The organism is Gryllotalpicola koreensis (assembly GCF_039538185.1).
GTDB lineage: Bacteria > Actinomycetota > Actinomycetes > Actinomycetales > Microbacteriaceae > Gryllotalpicola > Gryllotalpicola koreensis.
In genome coordinates, this window is sequence record NZ_BAABBW010000001.1 from 303,974 (window position 1) to 326,524 (window position 22,551).

Below are 22,551 nucleotides of genomic sequence, written 5' to 3' on the forward strand. Positions count from 1 at the left end.
GCGGCATTCCGTGCTCGGTGCTCAGTGCCCAGCGCTCAGCGCACGAGCAGTTCGGCCACGGGCCCCGTGAGCTTCGACTTCGCCCAGCGGCTGGTGTCGTCGACGAGCACCTCGTCGTCGCCGGCCTCGAGCGCGGCGATCACCTGCTCGGCCACGAACTGCGGCGAGATCTTCGGCGCGTCGACTCCCGCGGTCAGGTCGGTGTCGGCGTAGCCGAGGTGCACGCCGAGCACCTGCACGCCCCGGGGGGCCAACTCGGCGCGCAGCGAGTTGGTGAACGACCAGAACGCGGCCTTCGAGGCGCCGTACGCGCCGAATCCGCCGAGCCAGCTGAGGGCAGAGTGAATGTCGACGAGCGCGCTCGACCCGTGGTCGGTCAGCACCGGCGCGAAGGCCTGGGCGACGCGCAGTGCGCCCCACACATTGGTCTCGAAGAGCTCCTTCATCGTGTCGACCGGGGTGTCGAGGGTGCTGAGCGACGCACTCGTGCCCGCGTTGTTGAACACGATCGACACGTCGCCGGCCGCCTCGGCGAGCGCCGCGACCGAATCGGGTGAGGTGACGTCGAGCGCCAGCGGCACGAGCCGCGGATCGTCCGTCGGCTGCGGGGTACGCGCCGTGACGTAGACGCGCTCGGCGCCCCGCGCGAGCAGCTCGGCGGCGAAGGCGGCGCCCAGGCCACGCTGGCCGCCGGTGACGAGGGCACGACGGCCGGAGATCTGAACCATGTTGCGGTCCTTTCGCATAGATGTTGGTTAACATTTATACGTCACATTCGACATCGGCAGGACAGACAGGACAAAAGGAGCAGACGGATGCCTCGTGCCTCACGCGCTCAGATGGAAGCCAACCGCGCGGCGCTCGTGCGCGCCGCCTCCGCGCTGATCCGCGAACGCGGTGCGGCCGGGCTGACGCTCGACGCCGTCGCCGCGCGGGCGGGTCTCACCCACGGCGGCTTCTACAAGCAGTTCGCCTCGAAGGACGCGCTCATCGCCGAGGCGATCGGCGAGGCGGCCCGCGAGCGCCGCGAGGCGGTCGCCGAGGTGAGCGCGGGGGAGGGCGGCCGGACGGCGCTGCTCGACTGGTACCTGTCGGCGGAACACCGGGACGAGCCCGCGAGCGGCTGCGTCGTCGCGGGACTGGCGGGCGAGGCATCCGTCGATCCCCATGGCACGCTCGGCGAGGGTTTCCGTGTCGCGCTCGACGACCTGATCGCCGCCCGCGCCGACAGCACCGGCGCCCGCGATGCAGCGCTCGCCGACATCGCCCTCATGGTCGGGGCGCTCGAGCTCGCCCGCGCGACCGCGGGAACTCCGCTCTCAGACGAGCTGCTGGCCGCCGCCCGCGCCCGCCTCTCTTAGCGGGCTCCTCGCGTTCGGGCGGCGATCTTCGCCGACACGCCGCACGAGAAGCGTCTACGGGCTCGATTTCACGAGAATTGCCGCCCGAACGACGGCTCGCCCGCGGGCTCAGGCGTCGAAGTCGGTCGACGCGCTGACCGTGGCCCACTTCTCGAGCTCCTCGAGCTGGCTCGCGAGCTCGGCGCGGGTGCGCGCCAGCGCGTCGGGCCCGAGCAGCAGCTGCCGCGGCGGTTCGGGCGACGCGACCGCGGCGATGATCGCCCGCGCGAGCTTGGCGGGATCGCCCGGCTGGCTGCCGTCCTCCGCCGCGCTCTTGCGCCGCGTGCCCGCGGTCGCCGCGTAGTCGCCGATCGGCACCTCGGACTGCCCCAGCGAACGGCCCGCGAAATCGGTGCGGAAGCCGCCCGGCTCGACGACGATGACCCGGATGCCGAGCGGCGCGAGCTCCTGCCGCAGCGACCCCGACAGCCCCTCGACGGCGTACTTCGACGCCGAGTAGTACCCGGAGCCGAGCGCCGAGGTGCGCCCCGCGATCGACGAGAGGTTCACGATCGTGCCCGATCGGCGCGCCCGCATACCGGGCAGCACCCGCTTGGTCACGTCGACGAGGCCGAAGAAGTTCGTCTCGAAGAGCTCGCGCACCGCGGCATCCTCGCCCTCCTCGACAGCCGCACGATAGCCGTGCCCCGCGTTGTTGACGAGCACGTCGATGCCCCCGAAGCGCTCTTCGGCCGCGTCGACGGCGGCGGCGACCTGCGCAGGATCGGTCACGTCGAGTGGCAGGGCGAGGGAGGTCGACGGATGCCGCGCCGCGAGCTCGGCCAGCGCGTCGGGGTTCCGCGCGGTGATCACCGCGTTGTCGCCCTGGGCGAGGACCGCCTCGGCGAGCGCCCGCCCGAAGCCCGTCGAACAGCCGGTGATGAACCACGTCGTCATGAGTCGATCCTCGCAGGTGCTCGCCCTGACGCGGCGGAAACAGACGCGGCGGCAGGATTCGAACCTGCGGCAGACGGAGTATGAGACCGTTCCCTTCGACCACTTGGATACGCCGCGATGCCCCACACCGTACGTGCGCTCCCGCGGCCGGCGCGAGGAGTGTTGCGCCGGGCTACGCCGCGTGACGAAACGTGCGGAAATGGGCCTCTGCCGCGGAATTCGCCCGTTTTCGCGCGTCTCGGCGTGGCGCGAGGCGGCGCTACAGTCGAGTCACACCGATGAACGCCGCCGCCGCACCCGCCCGCTCGTGGGGCTTCACGCTGGTCGCGGTCGCGGGGGTCCTCTGGGGCACGGGCGGCCTCGCGGCCACTTTCGCCGCCCAGCACAGCGCGCTGTCGTGGCCCGCGCTCTCCGCCATCCGGCTCGTCGGCGGCGGGGCGCTCATGCTCGCGGTCATCGCCGCGACCGGCGAGCTGCGCCGCCTGCCCCGCACGCCCGAGGCGCTGCGGCACATCGGCCTCACCGCCGTGCTCTCCGCGGTCTACCAGGGCGCGTACTTCCAGGCGGTCGCGCTCGTCGGCGTCGCGGTCGCCACCGTCGTCTCGCTCGGCGCAGCACCCGTGGCCGTCGCGCTGGCGAGCGCGATCAGGAGCAGACGGATGCCCCGCTGGCCCGTCCTCGTCGCACTCGTCGCCGCCGTAGTGGGCCTGATCATGGTGTCGGATGCTCCTGGGCAGGCATCCGATGCCCGGAATGCCGTGCTCGGCACCCTGCTCGCCCTCGTCGCCGGCTTATCCTTCGCCGCGACGACCGTTGTGAACCGGCGCGCGATTCCGGGCTTGTCGTCGGCCGCGTTGATCGCCACGTCGTTCACGCTCGCGGGTCTGCTGGTCGCGATCTGGGGCGCGTTCGCCGGCTTCGACCTCGCGAGCACGGATGCCGCAGGCTGGGGCTGGATCGCCTTCCTCGCCATCGTGCCGACGGTGCTCGCCTACCTCGCCTTCTTCGGCGGACTGCAGCGCGGGGTGCCGTCGACGACCGCCGCGATCCTCTCGCTCATCGAGCCGGTCACGGCGACGCTGCTCGCGGTCACGATCCTCCGCGAGCCGCTGACGCTCGCGGCATCCGTCGGCGTCGTCCTGCTGCTGTTCGCCGTCGTGCTGGTTCGCCCGCGCCCCGGCGTCGTCGAGTCATACAGTGCAACAGAGATTGGCACACCCGCCGCGGAGGATTGAGGCTGAGAATGTCAGAAGGGTGTGTGCCGACGGCAGCGCCCGCACAGAAGGAGGCGCACGTGGCGGAGTCAGAGCGGGTCCACCGGCTGGAGAACGACGACGAGGCGACCGCGCTGGGCGGGCTCTCGGCCGACGAGTTCAAGCTCGCCTTCCGCCACCACCCGGCCGGCGTCGCGCTGATCACCGCCGACGCGGGCGACGGGCCCGTCGCCATGACCGTAACCTCGGTGTTCTCGGTGAGCGCCGAGCCGCCGCTGTTCGTGTTCTCGATCTCCGACCAGTCCTCGGCCTCTGCGACGATCACGAAGGCCGAGACGCTGATCGTCCACCTGCTCTCGGCCGACCAGCTCGACCTTGCGAAGCTCGGCGCGACGAGCGGCATCGACCGCTTCGCCGACCGCTCGCAGTGGGACCGCCTGATCACGGGCGAGCCGTACTTTCCGGCGGTGCGCACCTGGATCCGCGGCCGCGTCATCGACCGCATGCGCGCCGGGTCGTCGACCGTCGTCGCCGTGCACGCGCTCCAGGCCCGCCTTCCCGAGTCCGAGGCCGCCGAGACCGCAGCGCCCCTCGTCTACTTCCGTCGCACCTGGCACGAGCTCACCGACGCATCGGAGATCGGGCGGCAGTGAGCCTCGCCCGCCTCGGTTTCCTCACCATCGGCCTCTTCGACCCCGCGCACCCGCGCGGTGGCCATGAGACCACGCTGCAGCTGATCGAGCTCGGCGAGCGGCTCGGCTTCGACTCGGCCTGGGTGCGGCAGCGGCACCTGCAGTTCGGCATCTCGTCGCCCGCGGCGGTGCTCGCGGCGGCGACGCAGCGCACCTCGCGCATCGCTTTGGGTACCGCCGTGATTCCCCTCGGGGCCGAGAACCCCCTGCGGCTCGCCGAGGATCTCGCGACCGTCGACGTGCTCTCGGGCGGGCGGCTCAACCCCGGCTTCTCGACGGGCACGCCGATGCACTTCGACGACTACAAAGAGGCGCTCTACCCCGGCACCTGGAGCGACGAGGACCTCAGCTATGCGCGCCTGCTGCGCTTCCGCGGTTTCGTGCGCGGTGATCAGGTGAGCGACTTCTCGGGCCGCGAGGGCATCGAGGAGTACAGCGAGCGCGTCGAGCCGCATGCAGCCGGGTTGGCTGATCGGCTCTGGTACGGCGCCGGCAGCACGCGCTCGGCGCGCTGGGCGGGGGCGAGCGGATTCCATCTGCTGACGTCGTCCGTCGTGCAGAGCGAGGGCGGGGTGACCTCGTTCGCCGAGGTGCAGCGCGCGCAGATCGACGCCTATCGCGAGGAGCTCGGCGGCGCCGGCCGGGTCTCGCAGGGGCTCGTGGTGATCCCGACGGATTCCGCGACGCCGCGCCAGGTCGAGAGGTACCGCGCCTATGTCGCCGGTCGGGCAGGCCGCGTCGGGGTGCCGCAGGGACCGCGCGGCATGCTCTTCGCCGCCGACCTCGTGGGGACGTCGGCCGAGATCGCGTCGCGGCTTCAGGAGGACGTCGCGTTCCAGGCCGTCGACGAGGTCGCCTTCGCCCTGCCGTTCAGCTTCGAGCACGACGACTACGTGCAGCTCCTCACCGACATCGCGGGCGCGCTCGCGCCCCTGCTGGGGTGGCGGGCGGCTGCGTAGGGGCGCGCCCGCCCGGTCGTCACTTTCGCACAGTTCTCGCCCGGCTGGCGTGCATTTGTGACGACCCCGCCCAGGCCCCCACGGCGGGTCGTCACTTAAGCACGGTTCTCGCGGGAGAACCGTACGTTTGTGACGACCGGGCCGACCCTTGGCAGAGTGGTGGGATGAGCAAAGCCGATGATGCCCTCGCCCGCTTCGTCGCCAGCGTCGATGAGGAGAAGCTCGGCACCTACGGGGTGCACGTGCTCATCGGCGACGACGAAGCCCAGCATCGCTGGCGCAGCGACGACCGCGAGAACCTCTACTCGGTGTCGAAGGGCGTGAGCGCCCTCGCCGCTGGGATCGCGATCGACGCCAGCATCCTGTCATTCGACACCACCGTCGCCGAGGCGCTGCCCGGTCTGCGGCTCGGCGAGGGCGTCGAGGCCGTCACCCTCGGGCAGCTGCTCACGATGCGCAGCGGCATCGACTTCCAGTGGTTCGGCGCCGACCCCGTGCCGTGGCCCGATCTCGCGCAGGAGATGCTCGGCCGCCCGACGCGCGGCCCCGGCTCGGTGTTCCAGTACTCGGATGCCAGCACCTATGTCGCCATGCGCATGCTCGGCGCGCGGGTCGGCGACGTGCGCGATTGGCTGCTGCCGCGCCTCTTCGAGCCGCTCGGCATCGAGAATCCGCAGTGGCACCGCTGCCCGCTCGGCTGGATCGTCGGCGGCAGCGGCCTGTACCTGCGCACCGAGGAACTCGCGCGCATCGGCCGCGTGCTGCGCGACCGCGGCACCTGGCAGGGCAGGCAGCTCGTGAGCGCGGCGTGGATCGATCGGATGCATGGCGAGTGGCTGGCGACGGGCGGCGGCGCCCCGTTCGAGCGCTACGGCGTCGCCACCTGGGACGGACCGGGGGATACCTGGCGCCTCGACGGCCTCTACGGCCAGTACGTGGTCGTGGACTCCGCCCGCAACGCCGTCGTGACGATCACCGCCCACGAGGAGACCCGCGACCAGCGGCTCGCGGAGCTCGCGGTCGAGGCGCTCGCCGCGGGGTGAGCCGGGCCCCTGCGCAAAACTCCGGGGCATTTCGCCATCAGCGCTCAGCACGCCGCGGGAATCCGCGCCCTCGGTCGACGTCGGACGAAAACGCCCCTGCGTTTTGCGCACGGGGGTCAGTGCAGCCGAGTCGCGACCATCGCGCGGAAGAGGCGGGCGAGCTCGACGTGGTCGACGTCGTTGTGGTCGGCGATCAGGGCCGAGGCGTCAATCGTGTACTGGCTGCCCGCCGCGAGCGCGAACGAGGTCGCCCCCGGCGCCAGCGGCGGCAGCGCGTGAGCGGATGCCACGGGAGGGTCGAACCCCAGGCCCTCGCCCCCGATCGCAGCGGCCCGGTCGGGGCGCCCCGGCGCGGAAGCGGCGTATTCGCGCTGCAGCACGAACTCCATGCCGAGCTTGTAGAGCACGGTGAGCGCCCGGTCGTGCGACGACCGCGTCGCGACCAGGGCGCCGTCGACAAGCCCGTCGTCGACGACGGCGTGATAACGGCCAGCACCGCCCGTGAAGAACGGCGCCCTCGCCGAGAACGCCCACGACGACTCGGCCGCCTGCATGAGGAAGAACGAGGCGGCGTGCGGGCCGGATCCTGCGCCGGCCGTGACCAGCGCGCCCGAGAGGGCGACGCAGCCGAGGCTGTGCCCGACGAGGTGCACGCGCACCCCGGGGCGCGCAGCGCAGATGCGCGTCAGAAGGCGCGCGAGTCCGGCATCCGTCGATCCCAATGTGATCGCGCGCGAGCGCATGGTCCAGAAGCTGAGGAAGTCGAGCACGTCGACGCCCGCATCTCGCAGCGCGGTCGTCAGCGTGCCGTCGTCGAGGTGCAGCTGCAGCACGGCCGGCACGTCTGGTGGCTCGCCCGCCGCGAGCGGGGCGCTCGGCCAGTGCACTCCGACGATGAGCGGCGGCCGCACCCCCGGCCAGCCGAGCGGCTGCGCCGTCTCGAGCCAGCCAGCGTAGGTGTTCCGCGCATCGCCGAAGGTGTCGAGCCAGCCATGGCACATGAGCACGACGTCGGCGACGCCACTGGACGCGATGCGCGCCGCGATCGTCTCGCTCAGTGCCGAGCCGTCGGATTCCGCGACCTCACGGCCCTGCGCGTCGAAGACGACGAGCGCGTACTCGGGTGTGGTGGACGTCGGCGGCACCATCGGCACGCTTCGACCCTACCCAGCAGTCGCGCGGGTTAAACGGCAAGGCCCGCCGGGCTGGCCGGCGGGCCTCGTCATGCGGTCGAACGGTGTGACGCTCATCGCCGCGGAATGGTGCTGAGCAGCATCAGCTCAGCCTGTCGCTCGCGCTCGATGCGCGCCAGCCGGTCGAGGTCGGCGCTGCGTGCGGGCCGACGCGACGGTCGGGGCTCGACGCTGGTGATCAGCACGAGGCTGAGCGCCAGGGCGAGCCGGCGGATGATGCCGAGCTGCGGCAGCTCGGTGAGGTCGATCGTGACGGTCGTCACGGTCGATTGAGGAGGGTGCGATTCGATGGTGATCACGAGATTCCTTGCCTGAAATGGCCGCGAACGGCCGACTGATGGGATGGGAGATGAGACGGATGCCGGGGCCCGGCTGTCTCTCATGAAGAGAGACGTGGGCCCTCGGTGGGAGCGCGCGTTCCGGATCGCTGACGCGATCAGACGGTGGCTAGCGCAGCCCGGCGGCGACGTCGAGTCGCACTCCGAAAACGGCGGCTCGACGCATGTCGTCAGCAAAGACGTGAATGAACATGCGGAGCCTCCAATCGTTCTCGGTGAATTACCAGGCTAGCGGGGCGGATGCCTCCGCCACAAGCCGCCGAGCCGGGGAAATCGAATTGGCCTCACTCGCCTTGGCGCAGCACGCGCGCCGCCGTCTCCTCCGCGTCGATGATGTGCATCACGGTGCGCACGGCCGCCTCCTGATAGCGACCCTCGGCGCGCGCCTGCAGCACCGCCTTGCGCTCGGCCTGGAAGAGCTGGATGCGCAGCGCGGCGTAGGCGATGTTGAGGCTCTCGCCCGCGGGTGTCGGGCCGGCGTCGACGGAGGCGGACACGAACTCGGCATCCGCCGTCAGCCGGTCGAGCACGCGCGGGTCCGTGTTCTCATCGGCGCAGTCGCGCACGAGCTCGAGCCCTGCCGCCTTCGCCTCGGCCATGAGCAGCTCGGCCTCGATGCGCTCCTGGTCGAACGCGGTCATGACGAGTCCCGTGCGCCTCAGGATGCGGGGGATCGGCAGGGCCAGCAGCAGGGTGCCGATCACGATCACGAACGCGAACAGCTGCAGCACGGCGCGATCGGGCGTCTCCGCAGGCAGCAGGAACACGGCGGCCAGCGTGACGACGCCGCGCACCCCGGCGAGCGTCCATGGGACGACGGTGACCCACGGCCAGCCGACGCGGCGCAGCCGCGCGGGTCCGTAGCGGAACAGCGGGGTGACGACCACACCCCAGATCAGCCGGCTGAGCAGCACGGCGGCGAGCAGAGCGACTGCGATGCCCACGAGCTGCCCGACGGGGATGCCGCTCGCCGCTGCCCCGCGCACGGCCCGCGGCAGCGTCAGCCCGATGAGCAGGAACACCAGGTTCTCGACGATGAACTGGATCGTGCGCCAGTTGAGCTCCTCGGCGACGCGCGCCTGCGCCGACTGGAAGCTCGGCGCGCGATAGCCGAGGAACAGCCCGGCGACCACGACGGCGAGAGCGCCGGAGCCGTGCAGCGACTGCGCGAGCAGGAACGCCAGGTACGGCGTGACGAGCGAGAGGCTCGTGTCGAGAACGGGGGCGGCGAGCTTGCCCCGCACGAGGCCGAGCACGAAGCCGACGAGCAGGCCCGCCGCGAGCCCGGCGACGACCTCGAGCACGAAGGAGACGCCGATCTCGATCGGCGAGATCGTGGCGGTGATCGCGATGATCGCCGAGTTCAGGGCGACGAGGGCGGTGGCGTCGTTGAGCAGGTTCTCGCCGTCGAGCACCGTCGAGAGCATGCGCGGCATGCCGGCGCGGCGGGTGACCGCCTCGACGGCCACCTGGTCCGTCGGGGCGACGACCGCGCCGAAGGCGAGCGCGGCGGCGACGCTGATGCCCGGCACGATCAGCCAGCCGAGGCCGCCCACGACGAGCACCGTGAAGGCGACCAGCCCGACCGAGCTGAGCAGGATCGGGTCGCGGCGGGTCCGCAGATCGATGAACGACGCACGCGACGCGGCCGAGAACAGCAGGGGCGGCAGCACGCCGTAGAGGATCACGTCGGGGTCGATGGTCAGGGCAGGAAGCCCGGGCATCAGGGCGATGATCGCGCCGATCGCGACGAGCATCAGCGGGGCGGACCAGCCGGAGCGCCGTGCGACGACCGTCACGACAACGGCCAGGACGACAGCGCCCACCACGGCGAGCACCAGCAGCGCGGCATCCGAACCCATGTCGAGATCATGCCAAAACGCGAGGGCTATCGGGAGCTTGGCCCGGGCATAGGAAATTCTCGGTCTGCGCTGGCTCAATGGACGAATGAGCAGCGCGCACCCGCTCCACCTTCCCCCCGTTCGCCGCGCCGATGGCACGCCCGCACGCGCCCTCGTCGTCGACGACGAGGAGGCGCTCGCCGACGCGGTCGCGATCGCGCTGCGCAGCGACGGGTGGGCTGTCGACACGGCCTACCGCGGGCGCGAGGTGCCGCCCATCGTGCGCGACTGGCGCCCCGATGTCGTCGTGCTCGACATCATGCTTCCCGACCTCGATGGACTCGCCGTGCTCGACCGCATCCGCGCCGTCAGCGATGAGGTGCGCGTGCTGTTCCTCACCGCGAAGGACGGGCAGAGCGATCGCATCGCCGGCCTGCGCGCAGGCGGCGACGACTACGTCACGAAGCCGTTCGACATTCCGGAGCTGCTCGCACGGGCGCGCGCGCTGGTACGGCTGGCGCCGTCGATGACGGATGCCGCACCCCGCGCCGCCCTCACCGCCGGCGCCATCCAACTCGATGAGGACGAGCGCGTCGCCACATTCGACGGCACCCGGCTGGAGCTCACCGCGACGGAGTTCGAGGTGCTGAGGTACTTCGCCCGGAATGCCGGCCGCGTGCTGCGCCGCGAGCAGCTGCTCACCACGGTGTGGGGCTATGACTTCGGCACGGAGTCCAACCTCGTCGAGATGTATGTCTCGACGCTGCGGCGGAAGCTGCCCGAGGGCTGCGGAGCGACGATTCAGACGATCCGGGGCGTCGGCTACATCCTCAAGGTCGAGCCATGACCCGCTCGACCACCCCAAGCTCGACCACCCCGAGGGGTGCGTTCGGGTTCCCCCCTCGCGGGCGGGACTGCCCGAACTCACCCCTCGGGTGCGTTAGCGGGGGCAGATGAGGCTCGTGCTGCGCAGCCTGCGCTGGCGCATCGTCGTGATCGCGGCGGCGCTCGTCGCCGCGGCGAGCCTCATCATCGGCGGTATCACGCTGCTCGCGCTGCACGGCTATCTCGTCGGTCAGCTCGACGCCCGGCTGGTCTCCTCCGCCCAGCGCGTCGACCGCATCGGGGGGCAGCTCGATCGGCTGCGGTCCGGGCAGGAGGGTGCCCCCACCACCGTGCCGCGGCCGACGACCGGTGACTTCGTCGGAGAGTTCGTCGGCGTGCCGGGCCAGGCACCGCAGACGATCGTGGCCGTGATCGACTCCGGCCAGATCGTCGTCAACGGCTTCGTCGACGCGGGCGGGAAGCGACACCAGCTGAGCAGCGAGCAGCAGGCCGAGCTCGCGAGCTTCCGGCACACGACGTCGCCCACCACCGTCGACCTCGGGGGAGACCTGGGGCGCTACCGCGTCGCCAGCAGCGAGCTGGCCGGCGGCTCGACGATCGTCACCGGCGTGCCGCTCTCGTCGGTGGATTCGACCGTGTGGCAGGTGACATGGGTGATCCTCGCCGTCGCCGTCCTCGCGACGGTGGCCGGCGCGGGCGTCGCCGCTCTCGTGATCGGGCGTTCGCTGCGCCCCCTCAGCAGGGTCGCCTCCACCGCCGCATCGGTGACCGGGGTGCGCCTCGATCGCGGCGATGTGCGCCTCTCCGCGCGGGTCGCCGACGCGGACCTCGCCTCCACCGAGGAGGTCGGGCAGGTGGGCGCCGCGCTCAACGCCCTGCTCGCGCACGTCGACGAGGCGCTCGCCGTGCGCCAGGCGAGCGAGGAGACCATGCGCCGCTTCGTCGCCGACGCCAGCCACGAGCTGCGCACCCCGCTCGCGACCGTGCGCGCCTACGCGCAGCTCTCCGCCAGGGAGCACCCCGAGCTGCCCGACGACCTCGAGCGCAACATCAGCCGCATCGACCGCGAGTCGGTGCGCATGGGCGAGCTCGTCGACCAGCTCCTGCTGCTCGCACGTCTGGACGCGGATGCCGGAACGGGGCAACCCGCCGTGCAACGAACCGAGGTCAACCTCTCGCTGCTGGTCGCCGAGGCCGCGGGGGATGCCCGGCTCGCGGCATCCGATCACTCCTGGTCCCTCGATCTCGATGAGGAACCCGTCGTGATGAGCGGCGACGAGGGGCAGCTGCGCCGCCTGGTGCGCAACCTGCTCGCCAACGCAGCGGCGCACACGCCTGCCGGAACCCGGGTCACGGTCGGCTTGCATGCCTCGAACGGCATGAACCTGCTGACGGTCGCGGATGACGGGCCCGGTGTTCCCGCCGAGCTTCAGCCCACCGTCTTCGACCGCTTCGCGCGCGGCGATTCCGCGCGCAATCGCGACGCGGGGTCGACCGGGCTCGGACTCGCGATCGTGCGCGCCATCACCGAAGCGCACGGCGGCCGGGTCACGCTCGAGAGCGCCCCCGGGCGGACGGTGTTCTCTGTGAGTCTGCCTTCGCGTTAGGGCGGTGGTCTCGAGCGGCTCGTTCAGCATGGCGGGTGCGCTGCTCGGATCCGCTGTGCGCGCCTCGGTTCCGAGCAGCGCGTTGCGGATCCGAGCAGCGCAATCACGCGGCATCCGTGCGCACGCCGCTATCGCGCGGGGTGAACGGATGCCTGATCGGCCGACCACGTGTCGGGGGTGCCGATGCGCCTGATCTCCTTGACGAAGGCGACCAGCACGACGCCGACGGCGAGCGCGGCGGCGAAGATCCACAGCGTCGACACGATGCCGAGCTGCGCGAGCAGCGCGCTCGCGACGACGGGGGCGACCGGCGCGACGGCCAGATAGCCGAGCGAGCTCACCGAGTTGACGCGACCCTGCAGCTCGTCCGGCACGATGGCCGCGACGTAGCCGCCAACACCCGAGTTCACCGCGGGGATCAGCGCGAACGCCACGGCGAGGAAGACAAGGTAGCCGACGTAGCTGTGCGCCGTGGCCATGCCGACGAACGCGACGGCCGTGACCGCCAAACCGACGATCGCGAGCGGCCCCGACGGGAAGCGCTTCATGAGCGGCCCGGCGAGCAGCGAGCCGAGCAGCATCACCGCCCCGGCGACCGTGTCGATGAGGCCGATCAGCAGCGGCGCGGTGTGCGTGCGCACGAGCTGCAGGTTGATCGCGATGAGCGTGCCGTTGACCGTCAGATTGATGAGCATGATGAGCCAGAGCGAGTTGCGCAGCACCGGCATGCGGGCGACGAAACGGATGCCCTCTTTCAGCTGCTCGACCGGGCGGGTCGCCTTCGCCTGAGCGCGGTCGCCGTTGAGCGGCGCCCGCACGAGCCACGTGCAGATCGCCACCACGAGGTGGCCTGCTGCGCTCGCAACGAATGGGACCGCCTGCGACACGGCGTAGAGCACGCCGCCGATCGGGCCTGAGATGAGCTGCGCTACGGCGCTGCGCCCCTGCACGGCGGCCATCGCCGGAGCGAGCTGCTCGCGCGAGATGACCGCGCGGATCGCCCCGACTTCGGTCGTGTTGACGACGGCCGTGACCACCGAGACGCCGAACAGCACCGCCGCGAGCTGCCACCCGGCCAGCCACCCCGCGATGCCGGCGACGGCGGCGAAAGCCCAGAGCACGGCGCCGAGCGCGGCCGAGCCGATCAGCAGGCGACGGCGGTCGACGCGATCGGCGACCACCCCGGCGGGCAGCGTCGCGAGCAGGCTGCCCGCCTCGCCGACGGCGGCGATGACGCCCGCCAGCACGACGGAGTGCGTCAGCGCGAAGGCGACGAGCGGAACGGCGAAGGTGCCGACCCCCTCGCCGATGATCTGCGTTGTCTTGCCCGACATCAGCAGCAGGTAGGCGGAGTTGCGCCAGAGCGGGGGCGCGGGTGACGGCGCCGGGTCGACCGGTGCCGGTGATGCTCCTGGCGTTCCCGCGGCGGATGCGTCTGCGATGGTCATGCTGCCACCGTACTTCCGCAATCTTCATTGCGCAATCTTTCTTGCGCAATTAGTGATGCGCATCAGACTAGGCTCAAGCCATGGCTGCCGACGACACGTGGAATCAGCCGCCGCTCGAGATCACGGAGCCTGCGATGCTGCGGGCGTTCGCGCACCCGACGCGGCAGCGCATCCTGCGCGAGCTCTCGGTGCGCACCCACGCCCGCGCCGCCGATCTGGCCCAGTGGCTGGGCGAGCCCGCGAACTCCCTCAGCTTCCATCTGCGCACGCTCGCGAAAGCGGGGCTGATCCGAGAGCTGCCCGAAAAGGCGCGCGACAAGCGCGACCGCGTGTGGGAGCTGTCCAGCCAGGGTGGGTACACCTTCGAGGACCCGATCTCCGACCCCGCGATCTCCGCCTTCTTCGTCGAGCGGCTCGACTGGCTGCGGCGCTTGGTCGGCGGCGAGCTCGACAACGACCAGACCGTCTCGGTGCTCCAGTTCGGCGGGGCGCTGCTCACCAAGGACGAGGCGCGGCAGTTCGCCGACGAGGTCTCCGAGCTGCTGGCGAAGTGGCGCAAGCGCGGTGCCGAGAGCGCCGAGGCCGACCCCGGGAATGCAGACCGCATCGCACACGACGTCGTGTTCGCGCTCGGACGCTCCGTCTCCTCGCACTGACCGCTGCCAGGTCGTCACAAAGACACGCTTTCGCCCGGCCAAGCGGGCTTTTGTGACGACCCGGCCGTTCGGGTTCACCGGGGGGCCACCCGCGATTCACCCGCGGCCTGTTGACTGAGCCGCGTGTTGGCCTGGGTCGAGTCGCCGTTCCAGCTGCTGAGCGCCGCCGAATGGGCGCACGCGGCCGGTCGGCGCATCTCCGTCGCGATGCGGCTCTCTGGTCCCCAGATGGAGACGACCGCCGCCGAGCTGCTGCGCCGCGGCGCGCCGTTCGCCGAGGTGACGCCGTGGGTCGGAGTGCCGTGGGGGCGGCTCGCAGGCGACCGCGACTGGGCCGTCGGGGACGGCTTCAGCGGGCAGTTCCGGCTCGCGGCATCCGTTGTCCGCCCCCGCAGCGTGAGCCTGCTCGACGATGGAGCCAACACGCTCGCGCTCGCCGACGCGCTGCTCGAGCGCACGCCGTTCCGGCGCCCGCGGCGCACCGAGGGCCGGGCGGCCCGCCTGCTCGGCGACCTCGCGAAGCACCGGCTGCACACCCTGGCCGACCGCGAGGCGGTCGAGCTCTTCACCGTCTTCCCGCTCGGCGAGCAGCGCATCGGCGCGCTCGGCGCCCGCGGCATCGCCTGCCGCCGCCACGGCTTCGCGTGGACCAGGCAGGCCGCGAACCCGCTCGATCTGCCCGGCGACCGGATGCTGCTCGGCAGCGCGCTGCCGACCGACGGCCACGTATCGGTGCCGGATTACCTGCGCTGGGTCGCGCGACAGACGCGTGATGCCGCCGCCGTCTATCTGCCGCACCGCCGCGAGCACCGTCACGTTCTCGATGAGGTGAGGCGGATGCCGGGGGTGACCGTGCTCGAGACGGGATTGCCGGTCGAGCTGGTGCTCGCCGGCATCCGTCGCCCCATCGAGCTGGTGTCGCTGCAGACGAGCGCCGCCACGACGCTTGAGCTGCTGCTGGGCGGCACGGGCAGCGTCATCCGCCAGACTGCCCTCGTGCAGCGCTGACCGTTCTTGTGGGTTTGGGGCTTAAGTCCTCGGAACCGGTCGCTAGACTGCCCGCATGTCGCTCTTCTCGATCGAACGGCGCAAGGTCATCGTCGACCACGCGCGCGAGACCGGGCGCGCCGACGTCAGCGAGCTGTCGAAGCTGCTCTCGGTCTCCGCCGAGACGGTGCGCCGCGATCTGACCTCGCTCGAGAAGTCGGGGCTGCTGCGCCGCGTGCACGGCGGCGCCGTGCCGGTCGAGCGGCTCGGCTTCGAGTCCGACCTCGCGACGCGCTCGACGCGGATGATCGAGGAGAAGAGCCGCATCGCCGAGGCGACGGTGAAGCACCTCGACAACGCCGAGGCGATCTACATCGACGAGGGCGCGATCTTCCAGCTGCTCGCCGACCGGCTCTTCCCCGAGAGCCCGACGACCGTCGTCACGAACTCACTCGCGATCGCGGTCTCACTCGCCGGAAGGCCGAACGTCGAGGTGATCTCGCTCGGCGGGCGCGTGCGGGCGAAGACGCTCGGGGCCGTCGACTTCTGGGCGATCGAGATGCTCGAGACGATGGTGCTCGACCTCGCGATCATCGGCGCCAACGGCATCTCGGTGCAGCGCGGGGCGACCGTGCCCGACGCCGCGATCGCCGAGGTGAAGGCGGCGGCGATCAAGCAGTCGCGGCGGCGCATCCTGATCGCCGACCACTCCAAGGTCGGGGCCGACTCGTTCGTGCGCTTCGCCGCCCTGGAGGACTTCGAGCGCTTCATCACCGACGACGGCGTGAGCCCCGAGCACGCCGACGAGCTGCGCGCCGCCGGCGTCGACCTGCTGCTCGCGTAGCGGCGGCCGCGTGCCGTGCCGCCCCGCGCCCACGCTGGGTCGCGCTACAGCTACGGATCAGCGCGGCAGCTGCAGCGGGCGCGGGCATCCGCAGCAGTAGCGCGGGCGGATGCCTCCGCTCCCCGCTCAGCTCGCGGCGGGCTCGCCGGCGAGGGCGGTGAGGGCGGCGCGGGCGCCGGCCGAGTGCAGCAGCTCCAGCGTGCGCAGATACGGCGCAGTGAACGCGGGCTCGGCGGCCAGGGCGCCGAACAGGCTCTCGTCGCGCAGGAACGCCACGGGGTCGGAGGCCTGCGCGAGCGCGGCGGCATGCCGCGAGTCCGCGAGGCGGTCGACGATGGTGATCGGATTCCCCGACTCGTCGACCCCTTCCGCGTAGCGCGCCCAGCTGGCGACGATCGCGGCTGAGGCATCCACCTCGCCTCCTGCCGCGAGCCGCGCGCCGATCACCGGGACGAGCCACTTCGGAATCCGGTCGGACGACTCGGCGGCCAGCCGCGCGAGCGTGTCGCGCACGTGCTCGTTGCCGAAGCGCTCGACGAGCTCGGCGGTGTATGCGTCGAGGTCGACGCCGGGCACGGGCTGCAGGGTGAGCCGCGCCTCGCGATCCCAGTACCGCCGCAGCAGCGCGACGAACAGCGGGTCGCGCGCGGCCTCGTGCGCGTAGGTGTACCCGGCCAGCACCCCGAAGTAGGCGATCGCCTGGTGCCCGACGTTGAGCAGCCGCAGCTTCATGAGCTCGTAGGGCTCGACCTCGTCGACCACCTGCACGCCGACGGTCTCATAGGCAGGCCGGCCCAGCCCGAAGGAGTCCTCGAGCACCCACTGCTCGAAGGGCTCCGCGACGACGGGCCACGCGTCCTCGATGCCCCACTCGCGCTGCACCAGCGCCCGGTCTTCGTCGGTCGTCGCCGGCGTGATGCGGTCGACCATGGAGTTCGGGAAGTGAACGGATGCCTCGATCCAGTCCGCGAGCTCGGGGTCCGCGAGGCGCGCGAACGCGGTGAACACCTTCCGAGCCATCTCGCCGTTGCCCGGCACGTTGTCGCACGACATCACCGTGAACGGCTCAAGCCCGCGCGAGCGCCGCAGCGCGAGCCCGGCCACGACGAGCCCGAACACCGTGCGCGGCAGCGCCCCCGGCACGAGGTCGGCCTGCACCTCGGGGTTCGAGGCGTCGAACTCGCGGGTGATCTGGTCGAAGTTGTAGCCGCCCTCGGTGATCGTGAGGGAGACGATCCGGATGCCCGGGTCCGCGAGCTTCTCGATGACGGCCTGAGGGTCGTCGGGCGCCAGCAGATAGTCGACGATCGAGCCGATCACGCGCGGCTCGAGAGTTCCGTCCGGGTGCTTGAGCACCAGCGTGTAGAGGTGATCCTGCTCTTCGAGAGCCTGCTTCATGCGGCGATCGGCTTCGAGCACGCCGATGCCGCAGATGCCCCAATCGGATGCCTGGCCGTCGTTCAGCAGCCGGTCGAGGTACATCGCCTGATGCGCGCGATGGAAGCCGCCGACCCCGAAGTGCACGATGCCCGCCCTGATCTGCGAGCGGTCGTAACGGGGAACGGCCACCGCAGCGGGCAGCTCGGGCAGCGCGGCCTCGGAAAGACGGACCATCAGAAAACCTCTCTCGTCTTCGTCGACGATGCCCGAACCGGCATCCGCACGTCACATGATTGCCCGAAAATGCCCGACCGTGCAAGTTTGTTGTGGTTGATTGCCCGTTTGTGCTTGCAAGATGTGGACTTGCGTGAATATTGTGTGCTTGCCCGCGAAGGAGCGGGCAAGAGAGGACAACGGTGCCCACCATGACCAAGAGTCACCTGGCCAGGGCGATCACGGGTGTCGCCGTGGTCGCGACGGCCGCACTCGCCCTAGCCGGCTGCAGCGGCGCAGGCGCCGGCAGCGCCGGCGGCAAATCGGGCGGAACGCTCAATGTGCTGATGGTGAACAACCCGCAGATGGTCGATCTGCAGAAGCTCACCGCAGCGAACTTCACCAAAGAGACCGGCATCAAGGTCAACTACACGGTGCTGCCGGAGGACTCGCTGCGCGCCAAGGCGAGCCAGGAGTTCTCCTCACAGGCCGGGCAGTACGACGTGGCGACGATCAGCAACTACGAGGTGCCGTTCTACTCCAAGAACGGCTGGCTGCTGTCGCTGTCTGACAACGTCGCGAAGAGCGCCGCCTTCAAGCAGGACGACATCCTGAAGCCGATCCAGGACGCGCTCACCGGCTCCGACGGGAAGATCTACGCCGAGCCGTTCTACGGCGAGTCGTCGATGCTCTACTACCGCGCCGACGTGTTCAAGCAGCTCGGCCTCACGATGCCGACGAACCCGACCTGGGATCAGGTCGCGCAGCTCGCCGACCAGATCAAGCAGAAGCAGCCCGGCATGGCCGGCATCTGCCTGCGCGGCCAGCCCGGCTGGGGCCAGATGGTCGCGCCGCTCACCACGGTCGTGAACACCATGGGCGGCACCTGGTTCGACAGCGACTGGAACGCACAGGTCTCGGGCGAGGGCTTCACCAAGGCCGTGAACTTCTACGTGAACCTCGTCAAGAAGGACGGCGAGAACGGCGCCCCGCAGGCCGGCTACACCGAGTGCCTCAACGACATGACGCAGGGCAAGGCGGCGATGTGGTACGACGCGACGGCGGCGGCCGGCTCGCTCGAGGCATCCGATTCTCCCGTCGCCGGGAAGATCGGGTACGCGCCCGCACCGGTCGAGAAGACCCAGAGCTCCGGCTGGCTGTACAGCTGGGCGTGGGGCATCGAGAAGGCGAGCAAGAACCAGGCGAACGCCGAGAAGTTCATCGAATGGGCCTCGGGCCCGAAGTACGCCGAGCTCGTCGCGAAGACGTACGGCTGGGCCCAGGTGCCGCCGGGCACCCGCACCTCGCTCTACGAGAACCCCGACTACCAGAAGGGCGCGCAGGCGTTCTACAAGCAGGTGCAGACGGCGATCGACAGCGCGAAGCCGAACGACCCCGGCACGCAGAAGCGGCCGGCGCCCGGCATCCAGTTCGTCGCGATCCCCGAGTTCGCGAACCTGGGCACGGATGCCTCGCAGCAGTTCAGCGACGCGATCGCCGGCAAGACCAGCGTCGCCGCGGCCATCAAGGCCGTGCAGGCCGAAGCCCAAAAAGTCGGCGACAAGTACAAGAAGTAGGGATTCCTGATGTCGACTGCGGTCACCCTGAACGCGTCGCAGCAGACCCTGAGCAGGGCGTCCGCCTGGGCCAGGCGGGCGCCCCTGCTGCCGGCGTTGATCTTCATGATCATCGTCACGCAGCTGCCCTTCGTCGCGACGCTCGTCATCTCGTTCGTGCGCTGGAACGCGCTCTACCCGAACGACATCGGCTTCGGCTGGTTCACCAACTACATCGCGGTGTTCACGGATGCCGCGATGCTGAAGTCGGTCCTCACGACCGTCATCCTGACCGTCGCGGTGGTGCTCGTCAGCCTCGTGCTGGGGCTCGTCATCGCGATGCTGCTCGATCGCGCGTTCTGGGGCCGCGGTTTCGTGCGCACGATCATGATCGCGCCGTTCCTCATCGTGCCGGTCGCGGCCGCGCTGATGTGGAAGCACGCGATCCTGAACCCGTCGTACGGCCTGCTGAACGGAACGCTGACGTGGATCTGGGGGCTGTTCGGGCACGCCTCGAGCGCCCCACAGCCCGACTGGATCAGCTCGCAGCCGCTCGGCGCGATCATCGCCGCGCTCGTGTGGCAGTGGACGCCGTTCATGATGCTGATCCTGCTCGCGGGGCTGCAGGGGCGGCCGCTCGACGTGATCGAGGCCGCGCGCATCGACGGTGCCGACGAATGGCAGATCTTCCGCCACATGACGCTGCCGCATCTGCGCCAGTACCTCGAGCTCGCGGCGCTGCTCGGCTGCATCTACCTCGTGCAGAACTTCGACGCCGTGTTCACGATCACGAGCGGCGGGCTCGGCACGGCCAACCTGCCCTACACGATCTATCAGACGTTCTTCGAGGCGCATGACTACGGGCAGGCATCCGCCGCCGGTGTCGTCGTCGTGATCGGCTCGATGATCGTCGCGACGTTCGTGCTGCGCACGGTGTCGTCGCTGCTTAAGGAGGAGAAGCGATGAGCGAGACGCGCGCGATGGTGCTCGCCAAGCCGGGTCAGGCGGTGCTGCCCTACACGCCGACGTCCATGACCCGGCGCGCGCGCCGGCGCACCGTGGGCCTCGGCATCGTCGCCTGGATCATCGGGCTGATCTTCTTCGGCCCGATCCTGTGGATGCTGCTCACCTCGCTGCACAGCGAGACGAATGCCGCGACGAACCCGCCGAATCTGTTCGCGCCGCTGACGCTCCAGTCGTACGCGAACTTCTTCGGAGCTGCGTCAGGCGCGAGCCCGTGGCCGCCGCTGATCAACTCGCTGTCGATGAGCATCGGGTCGACGGCGATCGTGCTGATCCTGTCGATTCCGGCGGCCTACGCGCTGGCGATCCGGCCGGTGCGCAAGTGGTCCGACGTGATGTTCTTCTTCCTGACGACCAAGATGCTGCCGATGGTCGCGGGACTCCTGCCCGTGTACCTGATCGCGAAATCACTCGGACTGCTCGACACCGTCGGCCTGATGGTCATCATCTACACGTCGATGAACCTGCCGATCGCGGTCTGGATGATGCGGTCGTTCTTCGCCGAGATCCCGCTCGAGGTGATCGAGGCGGCGCAGGTCGACGGGGCGGGACTGCTGCTGACGTTCCGGCGGATCATCATCCCGCTCGCGTCGCCCGGCATCATCGCGACGGCGCTGATCTGCTTCATCTTCAGCTGGAACGAGCTGCTGTTCGCGAGCGTGCTGACCTCGACGACTTCGTACACCGCGCCCGTGTTCCTGACCTCGTTCGTCACCTCGGAGGGGCTGTTCCTCTCGAAGGTGTGCGCCGCGTCGATCGCGATCTCGCTGCCCGTGCTGGCGGCCGGGTTCGCGGCGCAGGACAAGCTGGTGCAGGGGTTGAGCTTGGGCGCGATTAAGTAGGTACATGGGCAGGAGGGGTACGGATGCCTGAGGCATCCGTACCCCTCCTCGAACTCAGTTCAGGACCGGGTGATCCAGCGTGCCCGGCGCGTGGTCGTGATCGTGCGCCTCTACTTCGTAGCTGGTGCCGAGCTCGGGGCACGTCACGAAGGTGTGGTGCGCGACCGGGTCGACCTCGGTGGCGTGCCTGCTCATGGCGTGATGGCACACGGGGCAGAGCAGGTCGGCGGGCCCGGGGTGCGGGTCGTCGCGCTCGTCCAGCCCGTACGGACCGAGGGGCGCCGGCCCGAGGATCGGCACGAGCTTGTCATCGAGCGCGGCCGTCGCCTTGTGCACGTTCTCTTTGACATCGTTCATGCGCGTCATGCTAGGCCGATCAGCCCCTTTCCGCGCCGGGTTGACAGCGGTAATTTCTGCCGTGAGCGGGCCTTACGAGACCGCCTGCTCAGGAGGCTCGACATGAAGGCACTCGTCTACCACGGCCCCGGCGAGAAGTCGTGGGAGGAGGTGCCGGACCCCGTCATCCTGAAGCCCACCGACGCGATCGTGAAGATCGACACGACGACGATCTGCGGCACCGACCTGCACATCTTGAAGGGCGATGTGCCCGCGGTCGCCCCCGGCCGGATCCTCGGGCACGAGGGCGTCGGCACCATCACCGAGGTCGGCTCTGCCGTGACCGACCTCGCCGTCGGCGATCACGTGATCATCTCGTGCGTGTCGGCGTGCGGGAAGTGCGACTTCTGCAAGAAGGGCGTGTACTCGCACTGCCGCGCCGACGAGGGCGCGCCCGGCATCGGCTGGATCTTCGGGCACCTGATCGACGGCACGCAGGCCGAGCTCGTGCGCGTGCCATTCGCGGAGACCTCTCTGTATCGCGTGCCTGACGGGGTGCCCGATGAGCTGGCGGTGCTGATCAGCGACATTCTGCCCACGGGGCACGAGATCGGGGTGCGCTATGGCGCCGTTTCGCCCGGGGATGTCGTGGCCGTGGTCGGCGCCGGGCCCGTTGGCCTGGCAGCGATGGCGACGGCCGGGCTGTACGGGCCGTCGCGGGTCATCGCGATCGACACCGACGCGAACCGGGTCGAGCAGGCGAAGCGGTTCGGGGCGACCGACGGCGTCGTGGCCACCGACCCCGACTGGAAGGAGCAGGTGTTCGCGCTGACCGACGGACTCGGCGTCGACGTCGCGATCGAGGCCGTCGGGATTCCGCGCACCTGGGACATGTCGCTCGAGCTCGTGCGACCCGCCGGCCACGTCGCGAACGTCGGCGTGCACGGGGCGCCTGTCTCGTTCCACTTGGAGGAGAAGTGGATCGAGAACCTCACCGTCACGACCGGCCTCGTCAACACCGACACCTCGCCGATGCTGATCAAGCTGCTCGCGCAGGGCAAGCTCGACGTCGCGGGCTTCGTGTCGCACCACTTCGCGCTGTCGGACATCCTCTCGGCCTACGACACGTTCAGCCGCGCCGCGGAGACGAAGGCCCTGAAGGTGATCTTGACGGCGTGATCGGATGCCGCGGGCAGGCGCCCCGCCGAGAACGGAGTTGTTGCGCTCACGCCCGGG

22 protein-coding genes and 1 tRNA gene are annotated in these 22,551 nt (G+C 70.4%); 14 read left to right on the plus strand and 9 right to left on the minus strand.

The genetic code is table 11. The features are described from left to right. Nucleotides 1–35: 35 nt before the first annotated feature. On the minus strand, nucleotides 36–728 hold the full coding sequence (locus ABD708_RS01440) for an SDR family oxidoreductase (protein WP_344751497.1): 693 nt from the start codon (nucleotides 726–728) through the stop codon (nucleotides 36–38). Between the two features lie 87 nt (nucleotides 729–815). Here ABD708_RS01440 and ABD708_RS01445 point away from each other — a divergent pair, with 87 nt between their 5' ends. Continuing rightward, complete coding sequence (locus ABD708_RS01445) at nucleotides 816–1,361, plus strand: TetR/AcrR family transcriptional regulator (RefSeq protein WP_344751498.1); 546 nt, start codon at nucleotides 816–818, stop codon at nucleotides 1,359–1,361. Between the two features lie 108 nt (nucleotides 1,362–1,469). On the opposite strand, the gene ABD708_RS01450 is transcribed toward ABD708_RS01445, so the two are convergent. Both ABD708_RS01450 and ABD708_RS01455 read right to left on the minus strand, forming a co-directional pair. Continuing rightward, nucleotides 1,470–2,297 carry an oxidoreductase gene (locus ABD708_RS01450; protein WP_344751499.1) on the minus strand — a complete coding sequence of 276 codons (828 nt, stop codon included), beginning with the start codon at nucleotides 2,295–2,297 and terminating at the stop codon, nucleotides 1,470–1,472. 43 nt (nucleotides 2,298–2,340) lie between these two features. After that, a tRNA-Met gene (locus tag ABD708_RS01455) sits at nucleotides 2,341–2,414 on the minus strand. A 161-nt stretch (nucleotides 2,415–2,575) separates the two neighbouring features. On the opposite strand from ABD708_RS01455, the gene ABD708_RS01460 reads away from it, so the two are divergent. The 4 genes from ABD708_RS01460 (at nucleotide 2,576) to ABD708_RS01475 (ending at nucleotide 6,205) form a co-directional block, all read left to right on the plus strand. Next, nucleotides 2,576–3,532 carry a DMT family transporter gene (locus tag ABD708_RS01460; RefSeq protein ID WP_344751500.1) on the plus strand — a complete coding sequence of 319 codons (957 nt, stop codon included), beginning with the start codon at nucleotides 2,576–2,578 and terminating at the stop codon, nucleotides 3,530–3,532. A 59-nt stretch (nucleotides 3,533–3,591) separates the two neighbouring features. Then, complete coding sequence (locus ABD708_RS01465; RefSeq protein WP_344751501.1) at nucleotides 3,592–4,164, plus strand: flavin reductase family protein; 573 nt, start codon at nucleotides 3,592–3,594, stop codon at nucleotides 4,162–4,164. Then, complete coding sequence (locus tag ABD708_RS01470) at nucleotides 4,161–5,162, plus strand: LLM class flavin-dependent oxidoreductase (RefSeq protein ID WP_344751502.1); 1,002 nt, start codon at nucleotides 4,161–4,163, stop codon at nucleotides 5,160–5,162. Before ABD708_RS01465 ends, ABD708_RS01470 begins: the two co-directional genes overlap by 4 nt. A 164-nt stretch (nucleotides 5,163–5,326) precedes the next feature. After that, on the plus strand, nucleotides 5,327–6,205 hold the full coding sequence (locus ABD708_RS01475; protein ID WP_344751503.1) for a serine hydrolase domain-containing protein: 879 nt from the start codon (nucleotides 5,327–5,329) through the stop codon (nucleotides 6,203–6,205). Nucleotides 6,206–6,321: 116 nt separating this feature from the next. Here the strand turns inward: ABD708_RS01475 and ABD708_RS01480 are convergent, their stop codons facing one another. The 3 genes from ABD708_RS01480 to ABD708_RS01490 all read right to left on the minus strand — a co-directional run bounded on the left by ABD708_RS01480 (nucleotide 6,322) and on the right by ABD708_RS01490 (nucleotide 9,598). Further along, on the minus strand, nucleotides 6,322–7,359 hold the full coding sequence (locus ABD708_RS01480) for a hypothetical protein (RefSeq protein ID WP_344751504.1): 1,038 nt from the start codon (nucleotides 7,357–7,359) through the stop codon (nucleotides 6,322–6,324). Between the two features lie 92 nt (nucleotides 7,360–7,451). After that, nucleotides 7,452–7,697 (minus strand): hypothetical protein, encoded by a 246-nt coding sequence (locus ABD708_RS01485; protein ID WP_344751505.1) that lies wholly within the window; start codon nucleotides 7,695–7,697, stop codon nucleotides 7,452–7,454. 323 nt (nucleotides 7,698–8,020) lie between these two features. Continuing rightward, the gene (locus ABD708_RS01490) at nucleotides 8,021–9,598 is read right to left on the minus strand and encodes a cation:proton antiporter (RefSeq protein ID WP_344751506.1); all 1,578 of its coding nucleotides are present in this window, start codon (nucleotides 9,596–9,598) and stop codon (nucleotides 8,021–8,023) included. An 85-nt stretch (nucleotides 9,599–9,683) separates the two neighbouring features. Between ABD708_RS01490 and ABD708_RS01495 the strand changes: the two genes are divergently transcribed. Together ABD708_RS01495 and ABD708_RS01500 are read left to right on the plus strand one after the other, a co-directional pair. Next, nucleotides 9,684–10,424, plus strand: coding sequence for a response regulator transcription factor (locus ABD708_RS01495; protein WP_344751507.1), 741 nt, complete (start codon nucleotides 9,684–9,686; stop codon nucleotides 10,422–10,424). A 106-nt stretch (nucleotides 10,425–10,530) separates the two neighbouring features. Further along, a complete protein-coding gene (locus ABD708_RS01500; protein WP_344751508.1) occupies nucleotides 10,531–12,030 on the plus strand; it encodes a sensor histidine kinase in 1,500 nt (499 codons plus the stop codon). Nucleotides 12,031–12,158: 128 nt separating this feature from the next. Here the strand turns inward: ABD708_RS01500 and ABD708_RS01505 are convergent, their stop codons facing one another. Beyond that, nucleotides 12,159–13,478 carry an MFS transporter gene (locus tag ABD708_RS01505; protein WP_344751509.1) on the minus strand — a complete coding sequence of 440 codons (1,320 nt, stop codon included), beginning with the start codon at nucleotides 13,476–13,478 and terminating at the stop codon, nucleotides 12,159–12,161. A gap of 80 nt (nucleotides 13,479–13,558) precedes the next feature. Here ABD708_RS01505 and ABD708_RS01510 point away from each other — a divergent pair, with 80 nt between their 5' ends. From ABD708_RS01510 to ABD708_RS01520, 3 genes are all read left to right on the plus strand, one after another. Beyond that, nucleotides 13,559–14,134 carry a helix-turn-helix domain-containing protein gene (locus ABD708_RS01510; RefSeq protein WP_344751510.1) on the plus strand — a complete coding sequence of 192 codons (576 nt, stop codon included), beginning with the start codon at nucleotides 13,559–13,561 and terminating at the stop codon, nucleotides 14,132–14,134. 123 nt (nucleotides 14,135–14,257) lie between these two features. Continuing rightward, nucleotides 14,258–15,142, plus strand: coding sequence for a hypothetical protein (locus ABD708_RS01515; protein ID WP_344751511.1), 885 nt, complete (start codon nucleotides 14,258–14,260; stop codon nucleotides 15,140–15,142). Nucleotides 15,143–15,197: 55 nt separating this feature from the next. Further along, complete coding sequence (locus ABD708_RS01520; protein ID WP_344751512.1) at nucleotides 15,198–15,965, plus strand: DeoR/GlpR family DNA-binding transcription regulator; 768 nt, start codon at nucleotides 15,198–15,200, stop codon at nucleotides 15,963–15,965. Nucleotides 15,966–16,091: 126 nt separating this feature from the next. On the opposite strand, the gene ABD708_RS01525 is transcribed toward ABD708_RS01520, so the two are convergent. Then, a complete protein-coding gene (locus tag ABD708_RS01525; protein ID WP_344751513.1) occupies nucleotides 16,092–17,579 on the minus strand; it encodes a mannitol dehydrogenase family protein in 1,488 nt (495 codons plus the stop codon). A 191-nt stretch (nucleotides 17,580–17,770) separates the two neighbouring features. On the opposite strand from ABD708_RS01525, the gene ABD708_RS01530 reads away from it, so the two are divergent. The 3 genes from ABD708_RS01530 to ABD708_RS01540 are packed head-to-tail and all read left to right on the plus strand — an operon-like array spanning nucleotide 17,771 to nucleotide 20,979. Continuing rightward, entirely contained in the window at nucleotides 17,771–19,135 is a 1,365-nt protein-coding gene (locus ABD708_RS01530) for an ABC transporter substrate-binding protein (protein ID WP_344751514.1), read from the plus strand. Nucleotides 19,136–19,144: 9 nt separating this feature from the next. Beyond that, complete coding sequence (locus ABD708_RS01535; RefSeq protein WP_344751515.1) at nucleotides 19,145–20,080, plus strand: carbohydrate ABC transporter permease; 936 nt, start codon at nucleotides 19,145–19,147, stop codon at nucleotides 20,078–20,080. After that, on the plus strand, nucleotides 20,077–20,979 hold the full coding sequence (locus tag ABD708_RS01540) for a carbohydrate ABC transporter permease (protein ID WP_425553230.1): 903 nt from the start codon (nucleotides 20,077–20,079) through the stop codon (nucleotides 20,977–20,979). The genes ABD708_RS01535 and ABD708_RS01540 overlap by 4 nt, the downstream gene beginning before the upstream one ends. A gap of 54 nt (nucleotides 20,980–21,033) precedes the next feature. Here ABD708_RS01540 and ABD708_RS01545 read toward each other — a convergent pair whose 3' ends face one another. Continuing rightward, nucleotides 21,034–21,336: a hypothetical protein gene (locus tag ABD708_RS01545; protein WP_344751516.1), complete on the minus strand. Its 303-nt coding sequence runs from the start codon at nucleotides 21,334–21,336 to the stop codon at nucleotides 21,034–21,036. Nucleotides 21,337–21,438: 102 nt separating this feature from the next. On the opposite strand from ABD708_RS01545, the gene ABD708_RS01550 reads away from it, so the two are divergent. Further along, a complete protein-coding gene (locus ABD708_RS01550; RefSeq protein WP_344751517.1) occupies nucleotides 21,439–22,494 on the plus strand; it encodes a zinc-dependent alcohol dehydrogenase family protein in 1,056 nt (351 codons plus the stop codon). Nucleotides 22,495–22,551: the final 57 nt, after the last annotated feature.